Here is a 17,175-nt window from a genome sequence, read left to right on the forward strand (position 1 = left end):
GCCGAGAAAATGTTTAAGGGCTATCAGGGAGCGCTGTGGGGCACGGCTGAGACAGGCCCCGTAAAAGTCAGCTACGGGTCGGTTAGTGACCGCTGCTCGGATTAGCAATCCTTGTCCTTCCACACGTGGAGGACTTGGCATGCACATCATTGCTACCAGCAGCCGTCAGCCATGGAACAAAGGAAAGCTTGTCGGGAGAAAACCCCACTCCGACTCAGTTCCCCACTTGCTCAGCCAGGGAATCAGGCGCATCATTTCAACAACTATAGGGTAGGGGGGTATGCTATGGCGCATACGCAAGCGGGAAAGGACGAGTTGCTTAAGCGTGTGAAACGCATTGCTGGCCAAGTCCAGGCAATCGAACGTGCCTTGGAGGGCGAAGCCGATTGTGCAAAGACTTTGCACTTGGTGGCTGCGACCCGTGGGGCAATCAATGGGCTGCTCGACGAGATCATTGAAGACCATGCTCGCGAGCACGTTGCCAAACCGGGTCTGACCGATCATGAACGGGCGCAGGGGGTAGAAGAACTCCTGGAAGCTATTCGCCGATACTCCAAGTGAGAGAGAAATGAGCACTACGGATTACATTCACAGCCACAGCTTCCTGGGTGCAGGGCACGATGACAATGCCAAGCGAACCTTGTGGGTTGTGGCCCTGACCATCGTGATGATGGTGGGTGAGATTTCTGCCGGATACATCACTGGATCAATGGCCCTGCTGGCCGATGGTTTCCACATGGCAACTCATGCAGGCGCATTGGGAATTGCAGCGGCAGCGTATGCTTTTGCCCGCAAGCATGCGGAAAACTCCGCTTACAGCTTCGGAACGGGCAAGGTGGGCGATCTAGGTGGCTTTGCTTCTGCGTTGATCCTCGGCCTGATCTCGTTGGGCATTGGTGTCGAATCGGTGATCCGCTTTTTCGAACCGACGCAGGTGCAGTTCGGAATGGCGATACTGATCGCGGTGATTGGTCTGATCGTTAACATCGTCAGTGCGCTGCTTCTCGCGGGCGGCGGACATGCTCACGGACACGGTCACTCTCACGATCACCACGGGCACTCGCACGGCGAGGACAACAACCTGCGCTCTGCCTATGTGCATGTGCTCGCAGACGCGGTGACATCCGTCTTGGCCATTGTGGCGTTGTTGGCGGGCAAGTATCTCGGATGGGTATGGCTCGATCCGGTGATGGGTATCGTTGGTGCCGTCGTCATTGCGCGTTGGGCGTGGTCGCTGATGCGTGATACTGCATCGGTACTGCTGGACAAGACCGATAAACATGTCGCCGAGGAAATACGCGAATTGCTGGATCAGTCCGGCAAGCTTCAGATCACAGACCTGCACGTATGGCGAGTCGGGCCGGAAGCGCGAGCGGCCATCGTGAGTGTCCATGGATCATCGGAGCTTTCCGCTGATGACGTGCGGGCCGCACTGAAGCCAGTACACGAGGTTACTCACCTCACCGTTGAGTACCGGGCAGCGTAAATTCTCGCCGCTATCGATCAGGAGTCCTGAGACGATTCCTCTTCTCCATGAATTTGGTACCCATGTGGCAAAAGACATTGAAAACCCCTGCGTGTCGCTGTGCCAATTGAGCAGCGAGATGTGCGTAAGTTGGTAAGCGTCTGGCGAAGTCACCTTGCCCTATCAATGGATGCCGTGCTGACCTATGCAAGAGTTTTCCCCGTAAGCTTACGGTGTGGGGATCGCTAAAGACCATATATCATGCCAAACGACAGTACGGGTACGATAAAGTCACCTACCCCATCCCAGCGATACCTGCCAGAGCTATGCAAGCTGACTCCAGCAGACGCTTACTCACGAGCGGTCAGGTTCAAATATCGTTAGACACGGCCGTGTAACATCGCAAGTTCGGCAGAACAGGGAGTTGATATGGAAAACCCAGACAAACGAATCGTTATTGTCGGTGCAGGAATCGTAGGCGCGTCTCTGGCTTACCACTTGGCAGGTAAAAACGCCAAAGTCACTTTGGTCGAGGCTGAAGATATAGCCTCTGGCGTGACTGGAAGCTCATTTGCATGGATCAACTCTTCACACCCCGAACCAGACCCCATTGCGCAACTGCGCGGTGCTGCAATCGGAGAATACCGCCGGCTCGAGGCGCAACTGCCTGATCTTAAGATTCGCTGGACGGGAGCCTTATCCTATAGCGCCAGGTCAAATGAAGTGCCGGCTTCAGGTCACCTGGCGTCGGCACATCTCGTGTCCAGATCGCAGATTCTAGACCTTGAGCCAAATCTCAAAAGTCCCCCTCAGTATGCCTTTTATGCGGCAGCAGAAGGGGCGCTGGACGCAGTGGCAGCAACCTTTGCGTTGGTCGCAGGTGCCCAGGAAAATGGGGCGGAAATTCTCACCCACGCGCGCGTGCTCGGCTTTACAACCCAGGGCAAAAAGGTGACGGGGGTTGAAACCTCGATGGGCATCATTAATGCCGATATCGTCGTACTGGCGGCGGGTACAGGCATCACGAAGCTGACAAATATGCTTGGAGTATCCCTTCCTATAGAGGCTTCACCCGCCATTTTCATCCGTTACAAGTCACAACCCAACCTCGTACACACCTTGATTTCAAGCTCTGAAATGGAAGTCAGGCAAAGTTCGGACGGTGCGTTGCTGGCGGCCGAGGATTACGTGGATGACTCATTGCAAAACCAGCCAGCAGCGGTAGCTCTACGAACGGCTAGAGCGATCCAGAACGAACTGCACGGGGTTGTTTCCATTGATCCGGAAATGGCCTGCATCGGCCTCAGGCCAATGCCTGAGGATGGCATCCCCATCATCGGTTATCTGTCAAAAACCGGCGGCGTATACGTTTGCGCCATGCACCCTGGCGTTACCTTGGCGGCAGTAGTGGGCCGTCTTGTCAGCGAGGAAATTATCGACCACAGGGCCTCCTCTGCCCTTGCTCCCTGCCGGCCCGATCGATTTTTAGGAGAGTAGGAGGGCTGATCGTGGATCAGTGCTCTTATTATTCAAGTGTCAGCCTAGTGCGGCAGCAACATGAGTCGAACAATATTGAATCTGCTCAAACTCAAGAGACCGATATGATCCGCCCAGCCAAGGCAAACGATGAACCCGAGATCAGAGGTAAGCGGGCGGTGAACACAACTTGCTTTTTATCGTCGTGAGTTGCGGCTCCAGGGATAGGCAAGCAGACCTCTCTTCAGGCACGGCAAAATGGCTTAAGATCATCGAAGACTGTAATGGAACATCTTGACTAAAAGGACGCGACATTTTATGGAAATCCGTCTTGCTCAAATCAGGGAGCGTTTGAACAATCGCCGATTTACGGTAGCGGGTAACGCCCACGGGCTATCCGGTGCCGGCACAGTATTTCACTACCACGTCGAAGAAGATTCCGTTTGGGGTACTTACCAAGGTGGCCGGATCCGCATGGGTCATCAAGTCGGACGCGTGACTAGCCCCGATACCATTGAGCTTCTTTATCATTGCTTAACTACGGATGGTGAAATTCTTGCTGGCTGGTCTCGTGGCACGGTAGGCATCGATCACGGAGGACGTACCACTCTGATGTTCGTATGGGGTTGGTTGTCGGGCGCGACTGGAGGTGGGGAGTCTAGCTACGTTGAGCTTGCCGCGTAGCGGTTAAGCTTTTTGATTACGCTCGCGTCCCTCTGTGCGGTAGCAACTCGGAAATCTCACTGGCCTGCTGCGTCGGCAGGCGCGTGAGGACGTCCTTCAAATGTAAGTTGCGGTCGCACCAAAGATGAAAGTAAGCGGCCAGCAAACACACCTTCAAAAATCCAGAATTAAGGGCAATGGTGTCCGCCTATTTTAAGCGGACGCGATCACCCTTATCGCTAGGATTTCCATGCGCCAACGAAGCTCTTACCCCAAACCCTTTAAAGCCCAGGTCGTTCAGGAATGTCTGCAACCCGGCGCCTCAGTTTCCAGCGTTGCCATCAGCCACGGCATCAATGCCAACGTAATTCGCAAGTGGTTGCCGATTTACCGCGATAAACCCGTCGCGCCACTTCCCGCGTTTGTGCCGCTGCAACCGATGCCTAAACGGCACGCTGATGAAGCAGTAATTATCGCATTGCCGCTGGGCGAAAAATCTATCACGGTCAAATGGCCCATCTCCGACCCGGACGGCTGCGCACGCTTCATTCGCAGCCTCTCGCAATGATACGCATCGACGCCATCTGGCTCTCGACCGCGCCCATGGACATGCGCGCTGGCACCGAGACTGCGCTGGCCCGCGTGGTGGCGGTGTTCGGTGCGGCAAAGCCGCACAGCGCTTATCTGTTTGCCAACCGCCGCGCCAACCGGATGAAGGTGCTGGTGCATGATGGCGTGGGCATCTGGCTTGCCGCACGCCGGTTGAACCAAGGCAAGTTTCACTGGCCTGGCACTCATCGCGGCCTGGAAGTCGAACTCGACGCTGAACAACTGCACGCGCTGGTGCTCGGTTTGCCATGGCAGCGTGTAGGTGTGAACGGCGTGATTACGGTAGTTTAGTCCTGCCTTTGAGCTGTGTCGGATGAGTTGCTTTGGTAAAATCCACGGCATGACTTCCTTGTCCAATCTCGACCAAATGACACCCGACCAACTGCGCGCACTCGCTGCGCAGTTGCTGTCGAAGGTCGACACCATGGGTCGAAAGATCCATCGTGACGAGACGATCATCGAACAGCTCTCTCACGAAATTGCCATCCTCAAACGCCACAAGTTCGCCAAACGCAGCGAGCAGATCAGCCCAGCTCAAGGCAGTTTGCTGGATGACCTGCTCAACACCGACCTTGAGGTCATCGAGGCAGAACTGGACGCGCTTCGTCCTGCCCCGACGCCAGACTAAACCCGCCAAAAGCCCAAGCGCGCGCCGCTGCCGCCGCAGTTCCCACGCACCGTCATTCGTCACGATCCAGAGAACACCCAGTGCGCTTGCGGCTGCCAGCTTCAGCGCATCGGCGAAGACGTCAGCGAAAAGCTGGATTACACACCGGGCGTGTTCACCGTTGAGCAGCATGTACGTGGCAAGTGGGCCTGCCGCCAGTGCGAAACGCTGATCCAAGCGCCGGTGCCCGCCCAAGTCATCGACAAGGGCATTCCTACTGCCGGTCTGCTGGCCCATGTGATGGTGGCCAAGTTCTCCGACCATTTACCGCTGTACCGGCAGGAAAAGATCTTTGGCCGTGCAGGCCTGGCGATCCCGCGCTCAACACTGGCTCAGTGGGTGGCCAAACTGGCGTGCAACTCCAGCCACTGGTGGATGCACTGCGGGAAGTCGTACTCGTCCAGCGAGTCGTGCATGCCGATGAAACGCCGGTGCAGATGCTGGCCCCCGGCGAGAAGAAAACGCACCGAGCGTATGTCTGGGCTTATTGCACCACGCCGTTCTCGGTACTGAAGGCGGTGGTCTACGACTTGAGCCCCAGCCGTGCTGGCGAACATGCACGTAACTTCCTTGGCACGTGGAACGGCAAGCTGGTCTGCGATGACTTCGCGGGCTACAAGGCCAGCTTCGAGCTGGGCATCACCGAAATCGGCTGCATGGCCCACGCTCGCCGCAAGTTCTTTGATCTGCATGTGGCAAACAAAAGCCAGTTGGCCGAACAGGCACTGCACTCAATCGGCGGCCTGTACGAGATCGAGCGGCAAGCCAAAGAAATGAACGATGAAGACCGCCGGCGATTACGTCAGGAAATAGCGGTTCCCGTCGCAGCAAAGTTGCATGAATGGATGCTGGCTCAACGCGAGCTTGTGCCAGAAGGCTCGGCGATGGCCAAGGCCTTGGACTACAGCCTGAAACGCTGGGTAGCGCTGACGCGCTACCTGGGTGATGGTGCCGTGCCCATCGACAACAACCCTGTCGAGAACACGATCAGGCCTTGGGCGCTTGGGCGCTCCAATTGGTTGTTCGCCGGGTCTCTGCGCAGCGGCAAACGAGCGGCCGCGATCATGAGTTTGATCCAGTCGGCACGCATGAATGGGCATGATCCGTATGCTTATCTCAAAGATGTGCTGACGCGGTTGCCGACACAGAAAGCCAGTGAGATTGAGCATCTGCTGCCGCATCAATGGATGCCGGACTGACTTACTCAGCCTGAGTTTGGCAGCCTGCTTGTCGCCCGCGTGACGTCCATTAGCTCTTCACTGGCCAACTGTTTCCGCATCGGTGTACAAGCCAGCTCAAGACCGGAAGGCGAGGTATAGATAGCTTGATTATCTCCGTGATAGCCACACCGACGGTAGAACGCGGTTGCGTTAGGGGTAGCATCTAAATGTATATCGATGATTCCGGTTTTAAAGGCCAGTCGCTCAAGGTATAGGAGCATTGCCTTGCCAATCCCCTGTCCCATGAATGCAGGCAAAACGAAAATAGCGCCTATCTCTCCAGACTGGAAATCAATCAGACCTGTTGCGACCGGTGTCTCGCCCAACCAGGCAACGTGGTACTCCTTTTCCACCCAAGCTCGATATCGGTCTGTGAGCGGCACATCAGTCCACGCCATTACTTGCTCAGCGGTATAGACGGTAATGCATTGATGCCGGATCGCCTGGAGGCGTATATCAAACGCGGCCTCGGCGTCAGCACGTTTGGCTGGGCGGATCAACAGCATCTTCACTCTCCTTGTCATCAATGATTTGGAAGGGGAATGAAAAAGCCCCTTCCATTTCTGGCGGGGCTTCTGGTCAATGCTTCTGCTCTAAGCGCGCATCGCCCTATGGCCCGCCAAAGGCAGCCATCAAGGGGCGCATCATGCTAACGAGATTTGTGGGGGGCATTGACTGATAATCTGGAAATTTGAGCACTGTGTCAATAACCGAAAATGCAAACTGGCGAGTCGCTCTTTCGTGAAATCTGATCGTATTTAGACCATTTGCTTTGTCCAGACGACTTCACCAGACGCTTACAGATGAAATCCAAAATGGCGAGGGATGAAGCGGCCCGAGAAGATGTCGACGGTGCAGAAGGCTGCCACGCGTATGAAAAGTATTACCAAGAAGAAGTCTAAGAACTAGACCCTATGCGCCCTCGACATTCAGGCCGATGGCAATCTAATAGATAGCAAGTGATGTGCTCATCTGGGTAGCACTCTTACCCTTGTAAAGCCTTCGTCCTTGCGCTCTGCGCCGCGAGCTGCGCAGGGCGTATATATTGGCCTTAGCGTAAATGCAGCTTCTGGCCGATTGCTACCCTTCGCGAGTGGCCGCTTTGGGTCGAAAGCTGCCATCCGCGATAGACCACTTTCGCCCCTTTACAGCCGGTCGTGTCAGGCTGCAATTACTTCTGCTCCACATGCGGAATCCATACCTTCCACCAGCGCCGTTCTGCGCCAGATTAGCAAGGGGCAATGCGAACGCTCTGGCCAAAAATCGCAGGCAAAAGAAAGCCCGCTGCTAGGCGGGCCAAGGTCTATCACGTAGGGATGGCTATAGACTGCCAAGCCGCTCGTGAAAACTAAGTGAAAGGCAGGTCAACGGAGCGTGAGACCTGCGATGTAGTGCGAACCAGCGCGCCTTACGCCTCACTCATCTCTTCCAACCGCCGCGGCGTCGGCTCAGGCGCCACACGCCCGGCCAGGCCAATCCGCATGTCATTGCCACTCGGCTGCTGATAAACGCTCAGGCCAAACTCCGGCAACACCGCCAGAAGATAGTCGAACACATCGCCCTGAATCCGCTCGTACTCGGCCCACGCGGTGGTGCGGGTGAAGCAGTAGATTTCCAGCGGCACGCCTTCGGCGGTGGGCTGCATCTGGCGGACCATGCAGGTCATGTTCGGGTGCACGTCGGGGTGGTCTTTCAGGTAGGCCAAGGCAAATGCGCGGAAGGTGCCGATGTTGGTCAGCTTGCGCCGGTTGGCCGAGAGGTCAGCGACCAGGCCCTGGGCTTCGTTCCAGTCCTGCAGCTCTTTGCGCTTGCTTGCCAGGTAGTCGCCCAGCAGGCGTACGCCGGCCAGGCGCTGCTCTTCTTCGAGGGTGAGGAAGCGAACGCCGGCGGCGTCGATGAACACGCTGCGTTTGATTCGGCGACCACCCGATTGCTGCATGCCGCGGTAGTTGCGGAACGACTCGCTCATCAGGCGCCAGGTGGGGATGGAGACGATGGTCTTGTCGAAGTTCTGCACCTTGACCGTGTGCAGGGTGATGTCGACCACGTCGCCGTCGGCGCCGACCTGGGGCATTTCGATCCAGTCGCCGACGTGCAGCATGTCGTTGCTGGTCAACTGTACGCTGGCGACGAACGACAGCAGGGTGTCTTTATAGACCAACAGCAGTACCGCCGACATGGCGCCCAGACCCGACAGCAGCAGCAATGGCGAGCGGTCGATGAGGGTGGCGATGATGACGATGATGCTGAATACCCACAGCACCATCTTGGCCAGCTGCACGTAGCCTTTGATCGAGCGGGTGCGGGCATGTTCGGTGCGCGCATAGATGTCGAGCAGGGCATCGAGCAGGCATGCCAGCGCCAGGGTCATGAACAGCAGGGTGAAGGCCAGCGCGACGTTGCCCAGGAAGTGCTGGGCGGTGGCGCCGAGCTCCGGCACCAGCTTCAGGCCAAACTGGATGATCAGCGACGGCGTGGTTTGCGCGAGGCGATGAAATACCTTGTTATGGCGCAGGTCGTCGAACCACCTGAGGGCTTGTTGGCGGGCCAGCAGGCGGCTGGCATGCAGCACCAGAAACCGCGCCAGGCGGCCGAGAATCAGCGATACCAGCAGCAGCACACCCAGGCCAATGGCGGCGTGCAGGGTCGGGTGTTGGTCAAGAGTGCCCCAGAGATCAAGGGCGTTGAACCAGAGTCGTTGAATGTCCATAGGCTAAAAAAGCGGTCTGTATTGCGGAACGAGGGCTAATTAGAGCGCGGATCGGGGCAAAGTTGCCAAAAGAAATTCGGTTCTGGCGGCGGAAAACGGTACCCTATGCAACTTGAATTTACGCACTTGCCCGAGGTTACCCCCGTGTTTTCCCAATTCGCCCTGCATGAACGCATCCTTAAAGCCGTGGCCGAGCTGAAATTTGTCGAGCCGACTCCGGTACAGGCGGCGGCCATCCCCTTGGCGTTGCAAGGGCGAGACCTGCGGGTAACGGCACAAACCGGCAGCGGCAAGACCGCCGCGTTCGTCCTGCCGATGCTTAACCGCCTGGCTGACCTGGGCGGCCCGCGGGTAGAGATCCGTGCGCTGATCCTGCTGCCGACCCGTGAGCTGGCTCAGCAGACCCTGAAGCAGGTCGAGCTGTTCTCGCAGTTCACCTACATCAAGTCGGGGCTGGTCACCGGCGGTGAAGACTTCAAGGAACAAGCGGCCATGCTGCGCAAGGTGCCGGACGTGCTGATCGGCACCCCAGGGCGCCTGCTCGAGCAGCTCAATGCCGGCAACCTCGACCTGTCGCATGTGCAGGTACTGGTGCTGGACGAAGCCGACCGTATGCTCGACATGGGTTTTGCCGAAGACATGGAGCGCCTGTGCAAAGAGTGCGAAAACCGCGAGCAGACTCTGCTGTTCTCTGCCACCACCGGCGGCGCCGCACTGCGCGATATCATCGGCAAGATCCTCAAGGATCCAGAGCACCTAATGCTCAACAGCGTCTCGCAGCTGGCTGAAGGCACCCGTCAGCAGATCATCATGGCTGACCATGACCAGCACAAAGAGAAGATCATCCACTGGCTGCTGGACAACGAAACCTTCCAGAAGGCGATCATCTTCACCAACACCCGCGTCGCCGCCGACCGCGTCTACGGTCACCTGGTGGCCAAGGACATCAAAGCGTTCGTGTTGCACGGCGACAAGGACCAGAAAGACCGCAAGCTGGCCATCGAGCGCTTCAAGCAAGGCGGCTCCAAGGTGCTGGTAGCAACCGACGTAGCGGCCCGTGGCCTGGACATCGACGGCCTCGACCTGGTGATCAACTTCGACATGCCACGCAGCGGTGACGAGTACGTACACCGTATCGGCCGTACCGGCCGTGCGGGTGGGGAAGGTCTGGCGATCTCGCTGATCACCCACAACGACTGGAACTTGATGTCGAGTATCGAGCGCTACCTCAAGCAGCAGTTCCAGCGCCGCCTGATCAAGGAAGTCAAAGGCACCTACAACGGGCCGAAGAAGGTCAAGGCGTCCGGCAAGGCTGTCGGCGTCAAGAAGAAAAAAGTCGACAAGAAGACCGGCGAGAAGAAGGCTGCTGCCAAGCGCAAGCCAACTGCCAAGCCGCGTCCTAACGCGCCATTGGCCAGTGTCGATGGCATGGCTCCGCTGAAAAAGCGTGCGCCCAAGCCAGAGTAAGTCTCTTCAGGGCCGCGTTCGCGGCCCCTGATCTGCGCCCGCCCTTCAAGCGGCGGGCTGCAGTTGATCTAGCCGCAGGCGTTGCGACTGATCACTCCGCTTTCTTCTCCGCAGTTTTCAGCTCCTGCAGACGGTGCTCTATCAGCTGGCACTTGTCCGGCACATCCTTGCTTTCAGTCGCCAGATCCATGCCCTGCAACTCGTCGTTGATTTCCTTGGCCTTTTGCGGGTTTTGCTCAGTCAGTTGGCTGACCATCTTGGCCAGCTCTTCGCGTTTGGCGGTGGCTTCTTCGGGCGTGCAGGCCCAGCTTGGCAGGGCGATGCACAGACCGACAGCGATGGCACAGCTGCTTAGAATTTTCACGGGTTGACCTCCTTGTTGGCGTTATCCGGTTGAGGGGCCAGCGGCTGGAAAGTTCATGTGGTCAGGCCTTTGCGGGTAAGCCGATACGGCGCTCGCTGTAGCCTTGCTCCAAAGCCGCTGTCAGACACCAGGATGAGCTCGAGCAGTCATATCCATGCCCAAAGCCCGCATTACGGTCAGGAAGGTTTTGAGAGTCGGGTTGCCGCTGGCACTGAAAGAGCGATACAGCTGTTCGCGAGACAGGCCAGTTTCCCGCGCCAGCTCTGACATGCCCTTCGCCCTGGCGACTACTCCGACAGCTTTCGCGACGTAACCCGCATCGCCGGTTTCCAGCGCATCGGACATGAATTCCGCGATTGCCTCAGGCGTAGTCAGATATTCAGCTGGGTCGAATTCGGTGAAGACCTCAGTCATTTTGCATTCTCCATGCCTTCAGTATTTGTTCGGCAGCCTTGATATCGCGGCTCTGGCTACTTTTGTCACCAGCGCAAAGCAGGATCAGCCACTGGTTGCCGGCCTGATGAAAATACACCCGGTAACCCGGCCCGTGATGTATTCGAAGCTCGCTTATGCCTCCCCCAACCGGTGCCACGTCCCCTGAAAGCCCTTCAGTCAGGCGATTGATCCTGGAAATAATGCGTGCACGGCCGGCTGTATCACGCAGGCTGGTTAGCCAATTCTTGAATGTACGGGACTCGATCTTTTTCATCGAGATAACGTAGTTTAAAAACTACGATGTTTGAACGCAAGCTGTTCGCCATGATGTGTCTGAATCAGCTCCCCGGGTTGTCAGATAATTCATTCAAGCCTGTCTGTAGTCCTCAGCTTTGGAACGCCTACCGACTCCCGCCTGTCCCACCCTGTGTACCTCTTTCCGTCCACAGCAGGGAGCCATCGCCATGAGCCACTACGACTGGGATCTGATCGAACGCCTGTTGCACGAAGTGCAAAACGGCGCTGAACAAAGCTTCACGCCTCGCCCTTACGCCGAACAGCACGCCGCCGCGCTGGCTGCCAAAGGCCAGCCGGTGGGTGACCTGGACCAGCTGAAAACCCGCGCCTGCGAATACGAAAAGCTGTTGCTCGATCGCGGCTACATTGCAAGTCGCCCGGAAGAAGAGGGCGGTAACGGCGAGAACTTTGTGCTCACCGAGCGTGGTTCGCGCCTGCTGAGCATGATTGACAGCAGCATCCCCGGCTTCGAGCATCCGCGTCAGGTGCTGGATGAGCAAGCCGATGCGCTGGATCAGCCGACCTTCGATCACGTGTCGTCAAAGGCGCAAATCGCTGGCGGTGCAATTTAGGCTGGCCGGGCCGGGCTTCGGCGTCCGATAATCGCAATCTGATCAACATATCTGCCGAGCCTTGCCCATGCCTGCGAATCACACCGAGGCCCGCCTATGAGCGCGGCCCGCAAGAACCCTGATGCCTTTGCCCTGCAATTGATGCTCGGTTTGTGCCTGATCTGGGGCAGCCAGCAGGTGATGATCAAATGGGCAGCTGCGGATATCGCGCCGGTGATGCAGGCGGCGTTTCGCTCTGGCATCGCTGCGCTGCTGGTCGGCCTGCTGATCTGCTGGAGGGGCGGCTGGGGGCAGGTGGGTAGCACCTGGCGGGCGGGGTTGTTGGCGGGCGCTTTGTTTGGCCTGGAATTCATGTTCATTGCCGAGGGGCTCAAGCTGACCTCGGCGGCGCATATGTCGGTGTTCCTCTATACCGCGCCGATTTTTACCGCCTTGGGTTTGCACTTCATGCTGCCCAGCGAGCGCCTCAGGTTGCTGCAGTGGCTGGGCATCCTGCTGTCGTTCGCGGGTATTGCGTTAGCGTTTGCGGGAGGCGTGCAGCTGGATCAGATTGATGGGCGAACGCTGCTGGGTGATGCCTTCGGTGTGCTCGCCGGTCTGGCCTGGGGGGCTACGACGGTGGTGGTGCGCGGCTCGCGGCTATCTGAGGCACCGGCGACCCTGACCTTGTTCTATCAGTTGATGGTCGGCTTTGTCGGGTTGTTGCTGATTGCTCTGCTCAGCGGGCAGATTGGCATGGTCACGCTGACCCCCTTGGCGATGGGCAGCGTGCTTTTCCAAGGGGTGGTGGTGTCGTTTGTCAGTTACCTGACTTGGTTCTGGTTGTTGCGTAAGTACCTGGCTTCGAATCTGGCGGTGTTTTCCTTTATAACTCCGCTGTTTGGGGTCACTTTTGGGGTGGTGCTGTTGGGCGAGCCGCTGAGCGTTAATTTTGTGCTTGGGGCGGTGCTGGTTTTGCTCGGGGTGGTTTTGGTCAGCGCTGAACCTTGGGTGCGGCGGCAGTTGCGCAGGGTGGTTGGTTGAGGGGGACGGTCCTGGGTAGCTGTGAGGGCTTTGCCCTCATTTCGCGACACAAGGTCGCTCCTACGAAAGCCAGGCGGGTGGAGCTTTCCGCGGTTAGGAATGAGGGGGTGGACCTCACCATGTACCGCTTGCAACAGGGAGAAACAGTTGACCGGCGGTCGGAACAGCCCGCCGCTGCTTGATCCCTGTCAAAATCGGCCTTATGTATAGGATCAGACGCATGCGTAATGCAGGACATAGGACTATGATCTGTATGAAACATCGAATGATCGATTTGCCGTGAGGCTGACCCGTGAAGGGGGCACTATGAAAACACCACTGTTCAACTGGCTCCATGACCTGGCTGTCGCCTTGGGTCTGATACCGCCACCGCTGCAACCGGTGCCGATCCCCACCGACGAAGAGCAGCGCAAACGCCAGCCTCGTCGCCGTTGAAACGAAAAGGCCGCCGCATTTGAATATGCAGCGGCCTTTGTCTTTCAGCGCAGTGCAGTCAAATCAGGCCAGATTTGCGCTAGCCACCGGCCGCCGCGACAGCAGGCTGACCAGCACAAAGCTCACCAGGCCAACCGCCAGGCTGTAGTAGATCGGCGTATTGGCATCCAGGCCATCCTTGACCATGAACAACAGCGCGGTAGCAAAGCCCAGCGACATGCTGGCGATGGCTCCTGCGGTAGTTGCGCGCTTCCAGAAAATCGCGCCCATCAGCGGGATCAGCATGCCGCCCACCAACAGGTTGTAGGCCAGGGTCAGGGCGCTGATTACATCATTCACTGCCAGGGCGATGGCCAACACCACCAGGCCAGTGAGTAGAGTGAACAGGCGGCTGGTGGCCAGGCTTGATTGTTTGCCACCGCGCAGCTTGGGCAGCAGGTCTTCGGTGACCGTGGTCGAGGCCGCCAGCAGGCCTGCACTCGCAGTCGACATCATCGCCGCCAACGCGGCAGCCATAAGCAGGCCGCGAATGCCGTCAGGCAGGGTGGTCTTGATCATGGCGGCGAAGGCGTTGTTGGGGTTGGCCAGGTCCGGCAGCAGCACATGCGCCGCCATGCCGATCAGGGCACAGGCCAGGCCGTACAACACGCAGTAGACACCGGCAGTGGTACCGGCGCGCTGGCAGACTTTTTCATCCCGCGCGGTGAACACCCGCTGCCAGATATCCTGGCCGATCAGGATGCCGAAGAAATAAATCAGGAAGTAGGTGAGGATGGTGTCCCAGCCGATGGTGGTCCAGTTGAAACTGGACGCCGGCAGTTGCGCCACCAGTTGATCCCAACCGCCGACCTTGTACAGGCACACCGGCAGCAGGATGAACATCAGGCCCACGGTCTTGATCACGAACTGGACGATGTCGGTCAGGGTCAGCGACCACATGCCGCCAATGGTCGAGTAGATCACCACCACGCCGCCGCCGAGCAGCACCGATAGCCAGAACGGCAGGTCGAGCAGCACTTGCAGCACGGTGCCCATGGCCAGGGTCGAGGTCACCCCGATCATCAAGGCATAGGCCAGCATGATCAGCGCGCTGGCCTGGCGCGCCATCGGGGTGTAACGCCGCTCCAGCACCTGGGTCACGGTGAAGATGCGCAGGCGCAGCAGCGGTTTGGCCAGGAACAGGTTCAGCGCAATGATGCCCAGACCCAGTGCGGCGCACAGCCAGAAGCCGGAGATGCCGTGTACATAGCCCAGGCGCACGGTGCCGACGGTCGATGCGCCGCCGAGTACGGTGGTGGCCATGGTGCCCATGTACAAGGTCGGGCCGAGGTTGCGCCCGGCCACCAGGTAGTCCTCCTGAGTTTTGGCGCGGCGCATGCCGTACCAGCCCAAGGCGAGCATGCCGGCGGCATAGATCAATACAACGATGAGGTCCAAGGCCATTGGGGGTCTCCCGATTATCATTATTATGGCGAGATCAAGTGCCCGGGCAGCCTCACGGTGCCCGGAGGTGTCAGCAAGTGCGGGCGGGCCTGGAACGGGCCCATTCAACCAGCAGCGCGCCTCCAATCGAGCGCGCTGATTACATCACTAGCGGCGCGCTACTCCCGGCAGTACGCAGAGCATTTCAAACAGCAGGTTGGCACCCAGCAGCGAGGTGTTGCCGGTGGTGTCGTAAGGTGGCGAGACCTCGACCAGGTCACAGCCGATCAGGTCCAGGCCCTGACAGCCGCGGATGATTTCGATGGCCTGGATGGTGGTCAGGCCGCCAATTTCCGGGGTGCCGGTGCCGGGCGCCCAGGCCGGGTCGATGCCATCGATGTCGAAGGACAGATATACCGGGCCACCCGCGACCTTCTCACGCACTTCAGCCATCAACGGCTCCAGCGACTTGTGCCAGCACTCTTCGGCCTGCACTACGCGAAAGCCCTGGCGGCGGCTCCAGTTGAAGTCATCGGCCGTGTAGCCCTGGGCGCGCAGACCAATTTGCACGACCCGGTCGCAATCGAGCAGGCCTTCTTCGACGGCGCGGCGGAAGGTGGTGCCGTGGGCGATCTTCTCGCCGAACATATGGTCGTTGACGTCGGCGTGGGCATCGATGTGCACCAGGCCGATCTTGCCGTGTTTTTTGTGCAGCGCGCGCAGAATCGGCAGGGTGATGGTGTGGTCACCACCCAAGGTCAGCGGGATTACGTTGTGCTCGACGATGGTGTCGTAGGCTTCTTCGATGATGCGCACGGCATCCAGCAGATTGAAGGTGTTGATCGCCACATCGCCGATATCGGCAACCGACAGCGAGTCGAAGGGCGCGGCGCCGGTGGCCATGTTGTAGGGGCGGATCATGACTGATTCGGCGCGGATCTGGCGCGGGCCGAAGCGGGTGCCGGAGCGCAGCGAGGTGCCGATGTCCAGCGGGACGCCGACAAACGCGGCGTCCAGGCCTTCAGGGCTTTGCAGGTGGGGCAAGCGGAGCATGGTGGCGATGCCGCCGAAACGCGGCATTTCGTTGCCGCCCAATGGTTGGTGCAGAGTCTTGTCCACAGTGGGCCTCATCAGTCGGTCGATTGTTATGGTTGTTCAAACCTTGGCCAGCCTGCTGCAGCTGAGCGCAGCGGGCAGCGAGCAGGGTCATTGCGGGCAGTCTGCGCAAGCTAGTAGCCGAGTAGAATCGCTACCGACAAATACTTAGTTCAGGAATTTCTGAACTAAGGGCCGCCGCCAAGGTAGACTCCGCCCATTGCCACTTGCCCACTGCCACTGCGGACCGATCAACACCATGGCCTCGTCACTGCCCGACCCGAAACTGCTGCGGATCTTCGTCAGCGTGGTGCGCCACCAAGGCTTTGCAAATGCCCAACGTGAGCTGAACCTGTCGACGTCGGCCATCAGCACCTACATGAGCCAGCTGGAGGCGGGGTTAGGCATCGTGCTCTGCCACCGTGGCCGCGGTGGCTTCAGCCTGACCAGCAAGGGCGAGCTGTTCCACCAGGAGACGCTGCGCCTGCTGGCCGAGCTGGATGGTTTTGAACAGTACGCTGCGGCACTCAAAGGTGAATTGCGCGGCACCCTTAACCTGGGCGTGCTCGACTCGACCGTAGGCGATCGCGCCCTGCCGTTGGCCGAGGCGATTGGCGCCTACAGTCAGGAGCATCCGGCCGTGCACCTGCACTTGTCGGTGTCCAGTCCATACGAGCTGCAGCTGGGGGTACAGGACAACCGCCTGGACCTGGCCATCGGTGCATTTTCTTCGCGCATGAGCGGCCTGGTCTATCAGCCGCTGTATCGCGAGCAGCATTGGCTCTACTGCAGCAACCGCCATTCGTTGTTTGCCGAGCGGCGGATTCCGGAGCTCGTCATCACCCAGCAGCGCATGGTTGGCCGAGGCTACTGGAGCCAGGCCGAGCTGGCCCGGCACGGCTTCAAGCACAGCGCGGCAACGGTGGAAAGCATGGAGGCGCAGCTGATCCTGATCCTGTCCGGCGCCTATATCGGTTATTTGCCCGAGCACTATGCACAGGCGTGGGTCGACAAGGGCGATTTGCGCGTATTATCGCCCGCCACATTTGGTTACCAAGCCCCGTTTTCCCTGATCATCCGTCGAGGTCGTAGCCGCGAACCATTGATTCAGACCTTCCGTGATCTGCTCAAAAGTCAGCTGAACGTAAGCTGATAAACGCCTGGATGAATGCACTCCGTCAGGAACGGTAAATTTCCTACAAAAGTGCCTGCTGACAGGCTTTCGCTCTGCTAAATATTGATTGGCCACTGATGA

18 protein-coding genes and 2 pseudogenes are annotated in these 17,175 nt (G+C 58.6%); 13 read left to right on the top strand and 7 right to left on the bottom strand.

All coding sequences use genetic code 11. The features are described 5' to 3' along the window. Window positions 1-285 precede the first annotated feature (285 nt). The 7 genes and pseudogenes from HU736_RS20635 (at window position 286) to tnpC (ending at window position 6,079) form a co-directional block, all read left to right on the top strand. Entirely contained in the window at window positions 286-561 is a 276-nt protein-coding gene (locus HU736_RS20635) for a metal/formaldehyde-sensitive transcriptional repressor (RefSeq protein WP_186697848.1), read from the top strand. A 7-nt stretch (window positions 562-568) separates the two neighbouring features. Next, a complete protein-coding gene (dmeF, locus tag HU736_RS20640) occupies window positions 569-1,486 on the top strand; it encodes a CDF family Co(II)/Ni(II) efflux transporter DmeF (protein ID WP_186697851.1) in 918 nt (305 codons plus the stop codon). Between the two features lie 408 nt (window positions 1,487-1,894). Then, on the top strand, window positions 1,895-2,962 hold the full coding sequence (locus HU736_RS20645; protein WP_186697853.1) for an NAD(P)/FAD-dependent oxidoreductase: 1,068 nt from the start codon (window positions 1,895-1,897) through the stop codon (window positions 2,960-2,962). 297 nt (window positions 2,963-3,259) lie between these two features. After that, the gene (locus tag HU736_RS21920; RefSeq protein ID WP_225913103.1) at window positions 3,260-3,625 is read left to right on the top strand and encodes an avidin-fold protein; all 366 of its coding nucleotides are present in this window, start codon (window positions 3,260-3,262) and stop codon (window positions 3,623-3,625) included. Window positions 3,626-3,854: 229 nt separating this feature from the next. Continuing rightward, window positions 3,855-4,172 carry an IS66-like element accessory protein TnpA gene (gene tnpA, locus HU736_RS20655; protein ID WP_092369847.1) on the top strand — a complete coding sequence of 106 codons (318 nt, stop codon included), beginning with the start codon at window positions 3,855-3,857 and terminating at the stop codon, window positions 4,170-4,172. Beyond that, entirely contained in the window at window positions 4,169-4,504 is a 336-nt protein-coding gene (gene tnpB, locus HU736_RS21925) for an IS66 family insertion sequence element accessory protein TnpB (RefSeq protein ID WP_057403590.1), read from the top strand. The genes tnpA and tnpB overlap by 4 nt, the downstream gene beginning before the upstream one ends. A gap of 49 nt (window positions 4,505-4,553) precedes the next feature. Beyond that, a pseudogene (tnpC, locus tag HU736_RS20665) lies at window positions 4,554-6,079 on the top strand (IS66 family transposase). A 5-nt stretch (window positions 6,080-6,084) separates the two neighbouring features. Here tnpC and HU736_RS20670 read toward each other — a convergent pair. Beyond that, the gene (locus HU736_RS20670) at window positions 6,085-6,606 is read right to left on the bottom strand and encodes a GNAT family N-acetyltransferase (RefSeq protein ID WP_186697855.1); all 522 of its coding nucleotides are present in this window, start codon (window positions 6,604-6,606) and stop codon (window positions 6,085-6,087) included. Between the two features lie 307 nt (window positions 6,607-6,913). Here HU736_RS20670 and HU736_RS21930 point away from each other — a divergent pair. Beyond that, window positions 6,914-7,009 (top strand): annotated as a pseudogene (locus HU736_RS21930) (DUF1289 domain-containing protein); the annotation flags it as partial. A 499-nt stretch (window positions 7,010-7,508) separates the two neighbouring features. Here HU736_RS21930 and HU736_RS20675 read toward each other — a convergent pair. Beyond that, window positions 7,509-8,810, bottom strand: coding sequence for a mechanosensitive ion channel family protein (locus tag HU736_RS20675; protein ID WP_186697857.1), 1,302 nt, complete (start codon window positions 8,808-8,810; stop codon window positions 7,509-7,511). Between the two features lie 105 nt (window positions 8,811-8,915). On the opposite strand from HU736_RS20675, the gene HU736_RS20680 reads away from it, so the two are divergent. Beyond that, entirely contained in the window at window positions 8,916-10,277 is a 1,362-nt protein-coding gene (locus HU736_RS20680) for a DEAD/DEAH box helicase (protein ID WP_101317619.1), read from the top strand. A gap of 91 nt (window positions 10,278-10,368) precedes the next feature. On the opposite strand, the gene HU736_RS20685 is transcribed toward HU736_RS20680, so the two are convergent. From HU736_RS20685 to HU736_RS20695, 3 genes are all read right to left on the bottom strand, one after another. Beyond that, a complete protein-coding gene (locus tag HU736_RS20685; RefSeq protein ID WP_103436569.1) occupies window positions 10,369-10,641 on the bottom strand; it encodes a hypothetical protein in 273 nt (90 codons plus the stop codon). A 120-nt stretch (window positions 10,642-10,761) separates the two neighbouring features. After that, complete coding sequence (locus HU736_RS20690; protein WP_103436570.1) at window positions 10,762-11,055, bottom strand: addiction module antidote protein; 294 nt, start codon at window positions 11,053-11,055, stop codon at window positions 10,762-10,764. Next, window positions 11,048-11,350 (bottom strand): type II toxin-antitoxin system RelE/ParE family toxin, encoded by a 303-nt coding sequence (locus tag HU736_RS20695; protein WP_103436571.1) that lies wholly within the window; start codon window positions 11,348-11,350, stop codon window positions 11,048-11,050. Before HU736_RS20695 ends, HU736_RS20690 begins: the two co-directional genes overlap by 8 nt. A gap of 190 nt (window positions 11,351-11,540) precedes the next feature. Between HU736_RS20695 and HU736_RS20700 the strand changes: the two genes are divergently transcribed. The 3 genes from HU736_RS20700 (at window position 11,541) to HU736_RS21960 (ending at window position 13,403) form a co-directional block, all read left to right on the top strand. Beyond that, the gene (locus tag HU736_RS20700) at window positions 11,541-11,945 is read left to right on the top strand and encodes a transcriptional regulator (RefSeq protein ID WP_103436572.1); all 405 of its coding nucleotides are present in this window, start codon (window positions 11,541-11,543) and stop codon (window positions 11,943-11,945) included. Between the two features lie 96 nt (window positions 11,946-12,041). Further along, window positions 12,042-12,968, top strand: coding sequence for a DMT family transporter (locus tag HU736_RS20705; protein ID WP_186697859.1), 927 nt, complete (start codon window positions 12,042-12,044; stop codon window positions 12,966-12,968). 306 nt (window positions 12,969-13,274) lie between these two features. After that, complete coding sequence (locus HU736_RS21960; protein WP_256585700.1) at window positions 13,275-13,403, top strand: PA1414 family protein; 129 nt, start codon at window positions 13,275-13,277, stop codon at window positions 13,401-13,403. 63 nt (window positions 13,404-13,466) lie between these two features. On the opposite strand, the gene HU736_RS20710 is transcribed toward HU736_RS21960, so the two are convergent. Together HU736_RS20710 and speB are read right to left on the bottom strand one after the other, a co-directional pair. Then, the gene (locus HU736_RS20710; protein ID WP_186697861.1) at window positions 13,467-14,846 is read right to left on the bottom strand and encodes a sodium:solute symporter family protein; all 1,380 of its coding nucleotides are present in this window, start codon (window positions 14,844-14,846) and stop codon (window positions 13,467-13,469) included. Window positions 14,847-14,993: 147 nt separating this feature from the next. Further along, entirely contained in the window at window positions 14,994-15,944 is a 951-nt protein-coding gene (gene speB / locus HU736_RS20715; protein WP_101317629.1) for an agmatinase, read from the bottom strand. A 235-nt stretch (window positions 15,945-16,179) separates the two neighbouring features. Between speB and HU736_RS20720 the strand changes: the two genes are divergently transcribed. Then, window positions 16,180-17,073 carry a LysR family transcriptional regulator gene (locus HU736_RS20720; RefSeq protein ID WP_186697863.1) on the top strand — a complete coding sequence of 298 codons (894 nt, stop codon included), beginning with the start codon at window positions 16,180-16,182 and terminating at the stop codon, window positions 17,071-17,073. Window positions 17,074-17,175 lie beyond the last annotated feature (102 nt).

The organism is Pseudomonas shirazensis (assembly GCF_014268785.2).
GTDB classification, from domain to species: Bacteria; Pseudomonadota; Gammaproteobacteria; order Pseudomonadales; family Pseudomonadaceae; genus Aquipseudomonas; species Aquipseudomonas shirazensis.

Coding starts and splice junctions, on each gene's coding strand:
- HU736_RS20635 (WP_186697848.1), top strand. CDS start 286: ATGGCGCATACGCAAGCGGGAAAGGACGAGTTGCTTAAGCGTGTGAAA.
- dmeF (WP_186697851.1), top strand. CDS start 569: ATGAGCACTACGGATTACATTCACAGCCACAGCTTCCTGGGTGCAGGG.
- HU736_RS20645 (WP_186697853.1), top strand. CDS start 1,895: ATGGAAAACCCAGACAAACGAATCGTTATTGTCGGTGCAGGAATCGTA.
- HU736_RS21920 (WP_225913103.1), top strand. CDS start 3,260: ATGGAAATCCGTCTTGCTCAAATCAGGGAGCGTTTGAACAATCGCCGA.
- tnpA (WP_092369847.1), top strand. CDS start 3,855: ATGCGCCAACGAAGCTCTTACCCCAAACCCTTTAAAGCCCAGGTCGTT.
- tnpB (WP_057403590.1), top strand. CDS start 4,169: ATGATACGCATCGACGCCATCTGGCTCTCGACCGCGCCCATGGACATG.
- HU736_RS20670 (WP_186697855.1), bottom strand. CDS start 6,606: ATGCTGTTGATCCGCCCAGCCAAACGTGCTGACGCCGAGGCCGCGTTT.
- HU736_RS20675 (WP_186697857.1), bottom strand. CDS start 8,810: ATGGACATTCAACGACTCTGGTTCAACGCCCTTGATCTCTGGGGCACT.
- HU736_RS20680 (WP_101317619.1), top strand. CDS start 8,916: ATGCAACTTGAATTTACGCACTTGCCCGAGGTTACCCCCGTGTTTTCC.
- HU736_RS20690 (WP_103436570.1), bottom strand. CDS start 11,055: ATGACTGAGGTCTTCACCGAATTCGACCCAGCTGAATATCTGACTACG.
- HU736_RS20695 (WP_103436571.1), bottom strand. CDS start 11,350: ATGAAAAAGATCGAGTCCCGTACATTCAAGAATTGGCTAACCAGCCTG.
- HU736_RS20700 (WP_103436572.1), top strand. CDS start 11,541: ATGAGCCACTACGACTGGGATCTGATCGAACGCCTGTTGCACGAAGTG.
- HU736_RS20705 (WP_186697859.1), top strand. CDS start 12,042: ATGAGCGCGGCCCGCAAGAACCCTGATGCCTTTGCCCTGCAATTGATG.
- HU736_RS21960 (WP_256585700.1), top strand. CDS start 13,275: ATGAAAACACCACTGTTCAACTGGCTCCATGACCTGGCTGTCGCCTTG.
- HU736_RS20710 (WP_186697861.1), bottom strand. CDS start 14,846: ATGGCCTTGGACCTCATCGTTGTATTGATCTATGCCGCCGGCATGCTC.
- HU736_RS20720 (WP_186697863.1), top strand. CDS start 16,180: ATGGCCTCGTCACTGCCCGACCCGAAACTGCTGCGGATCTTCGTCAGC.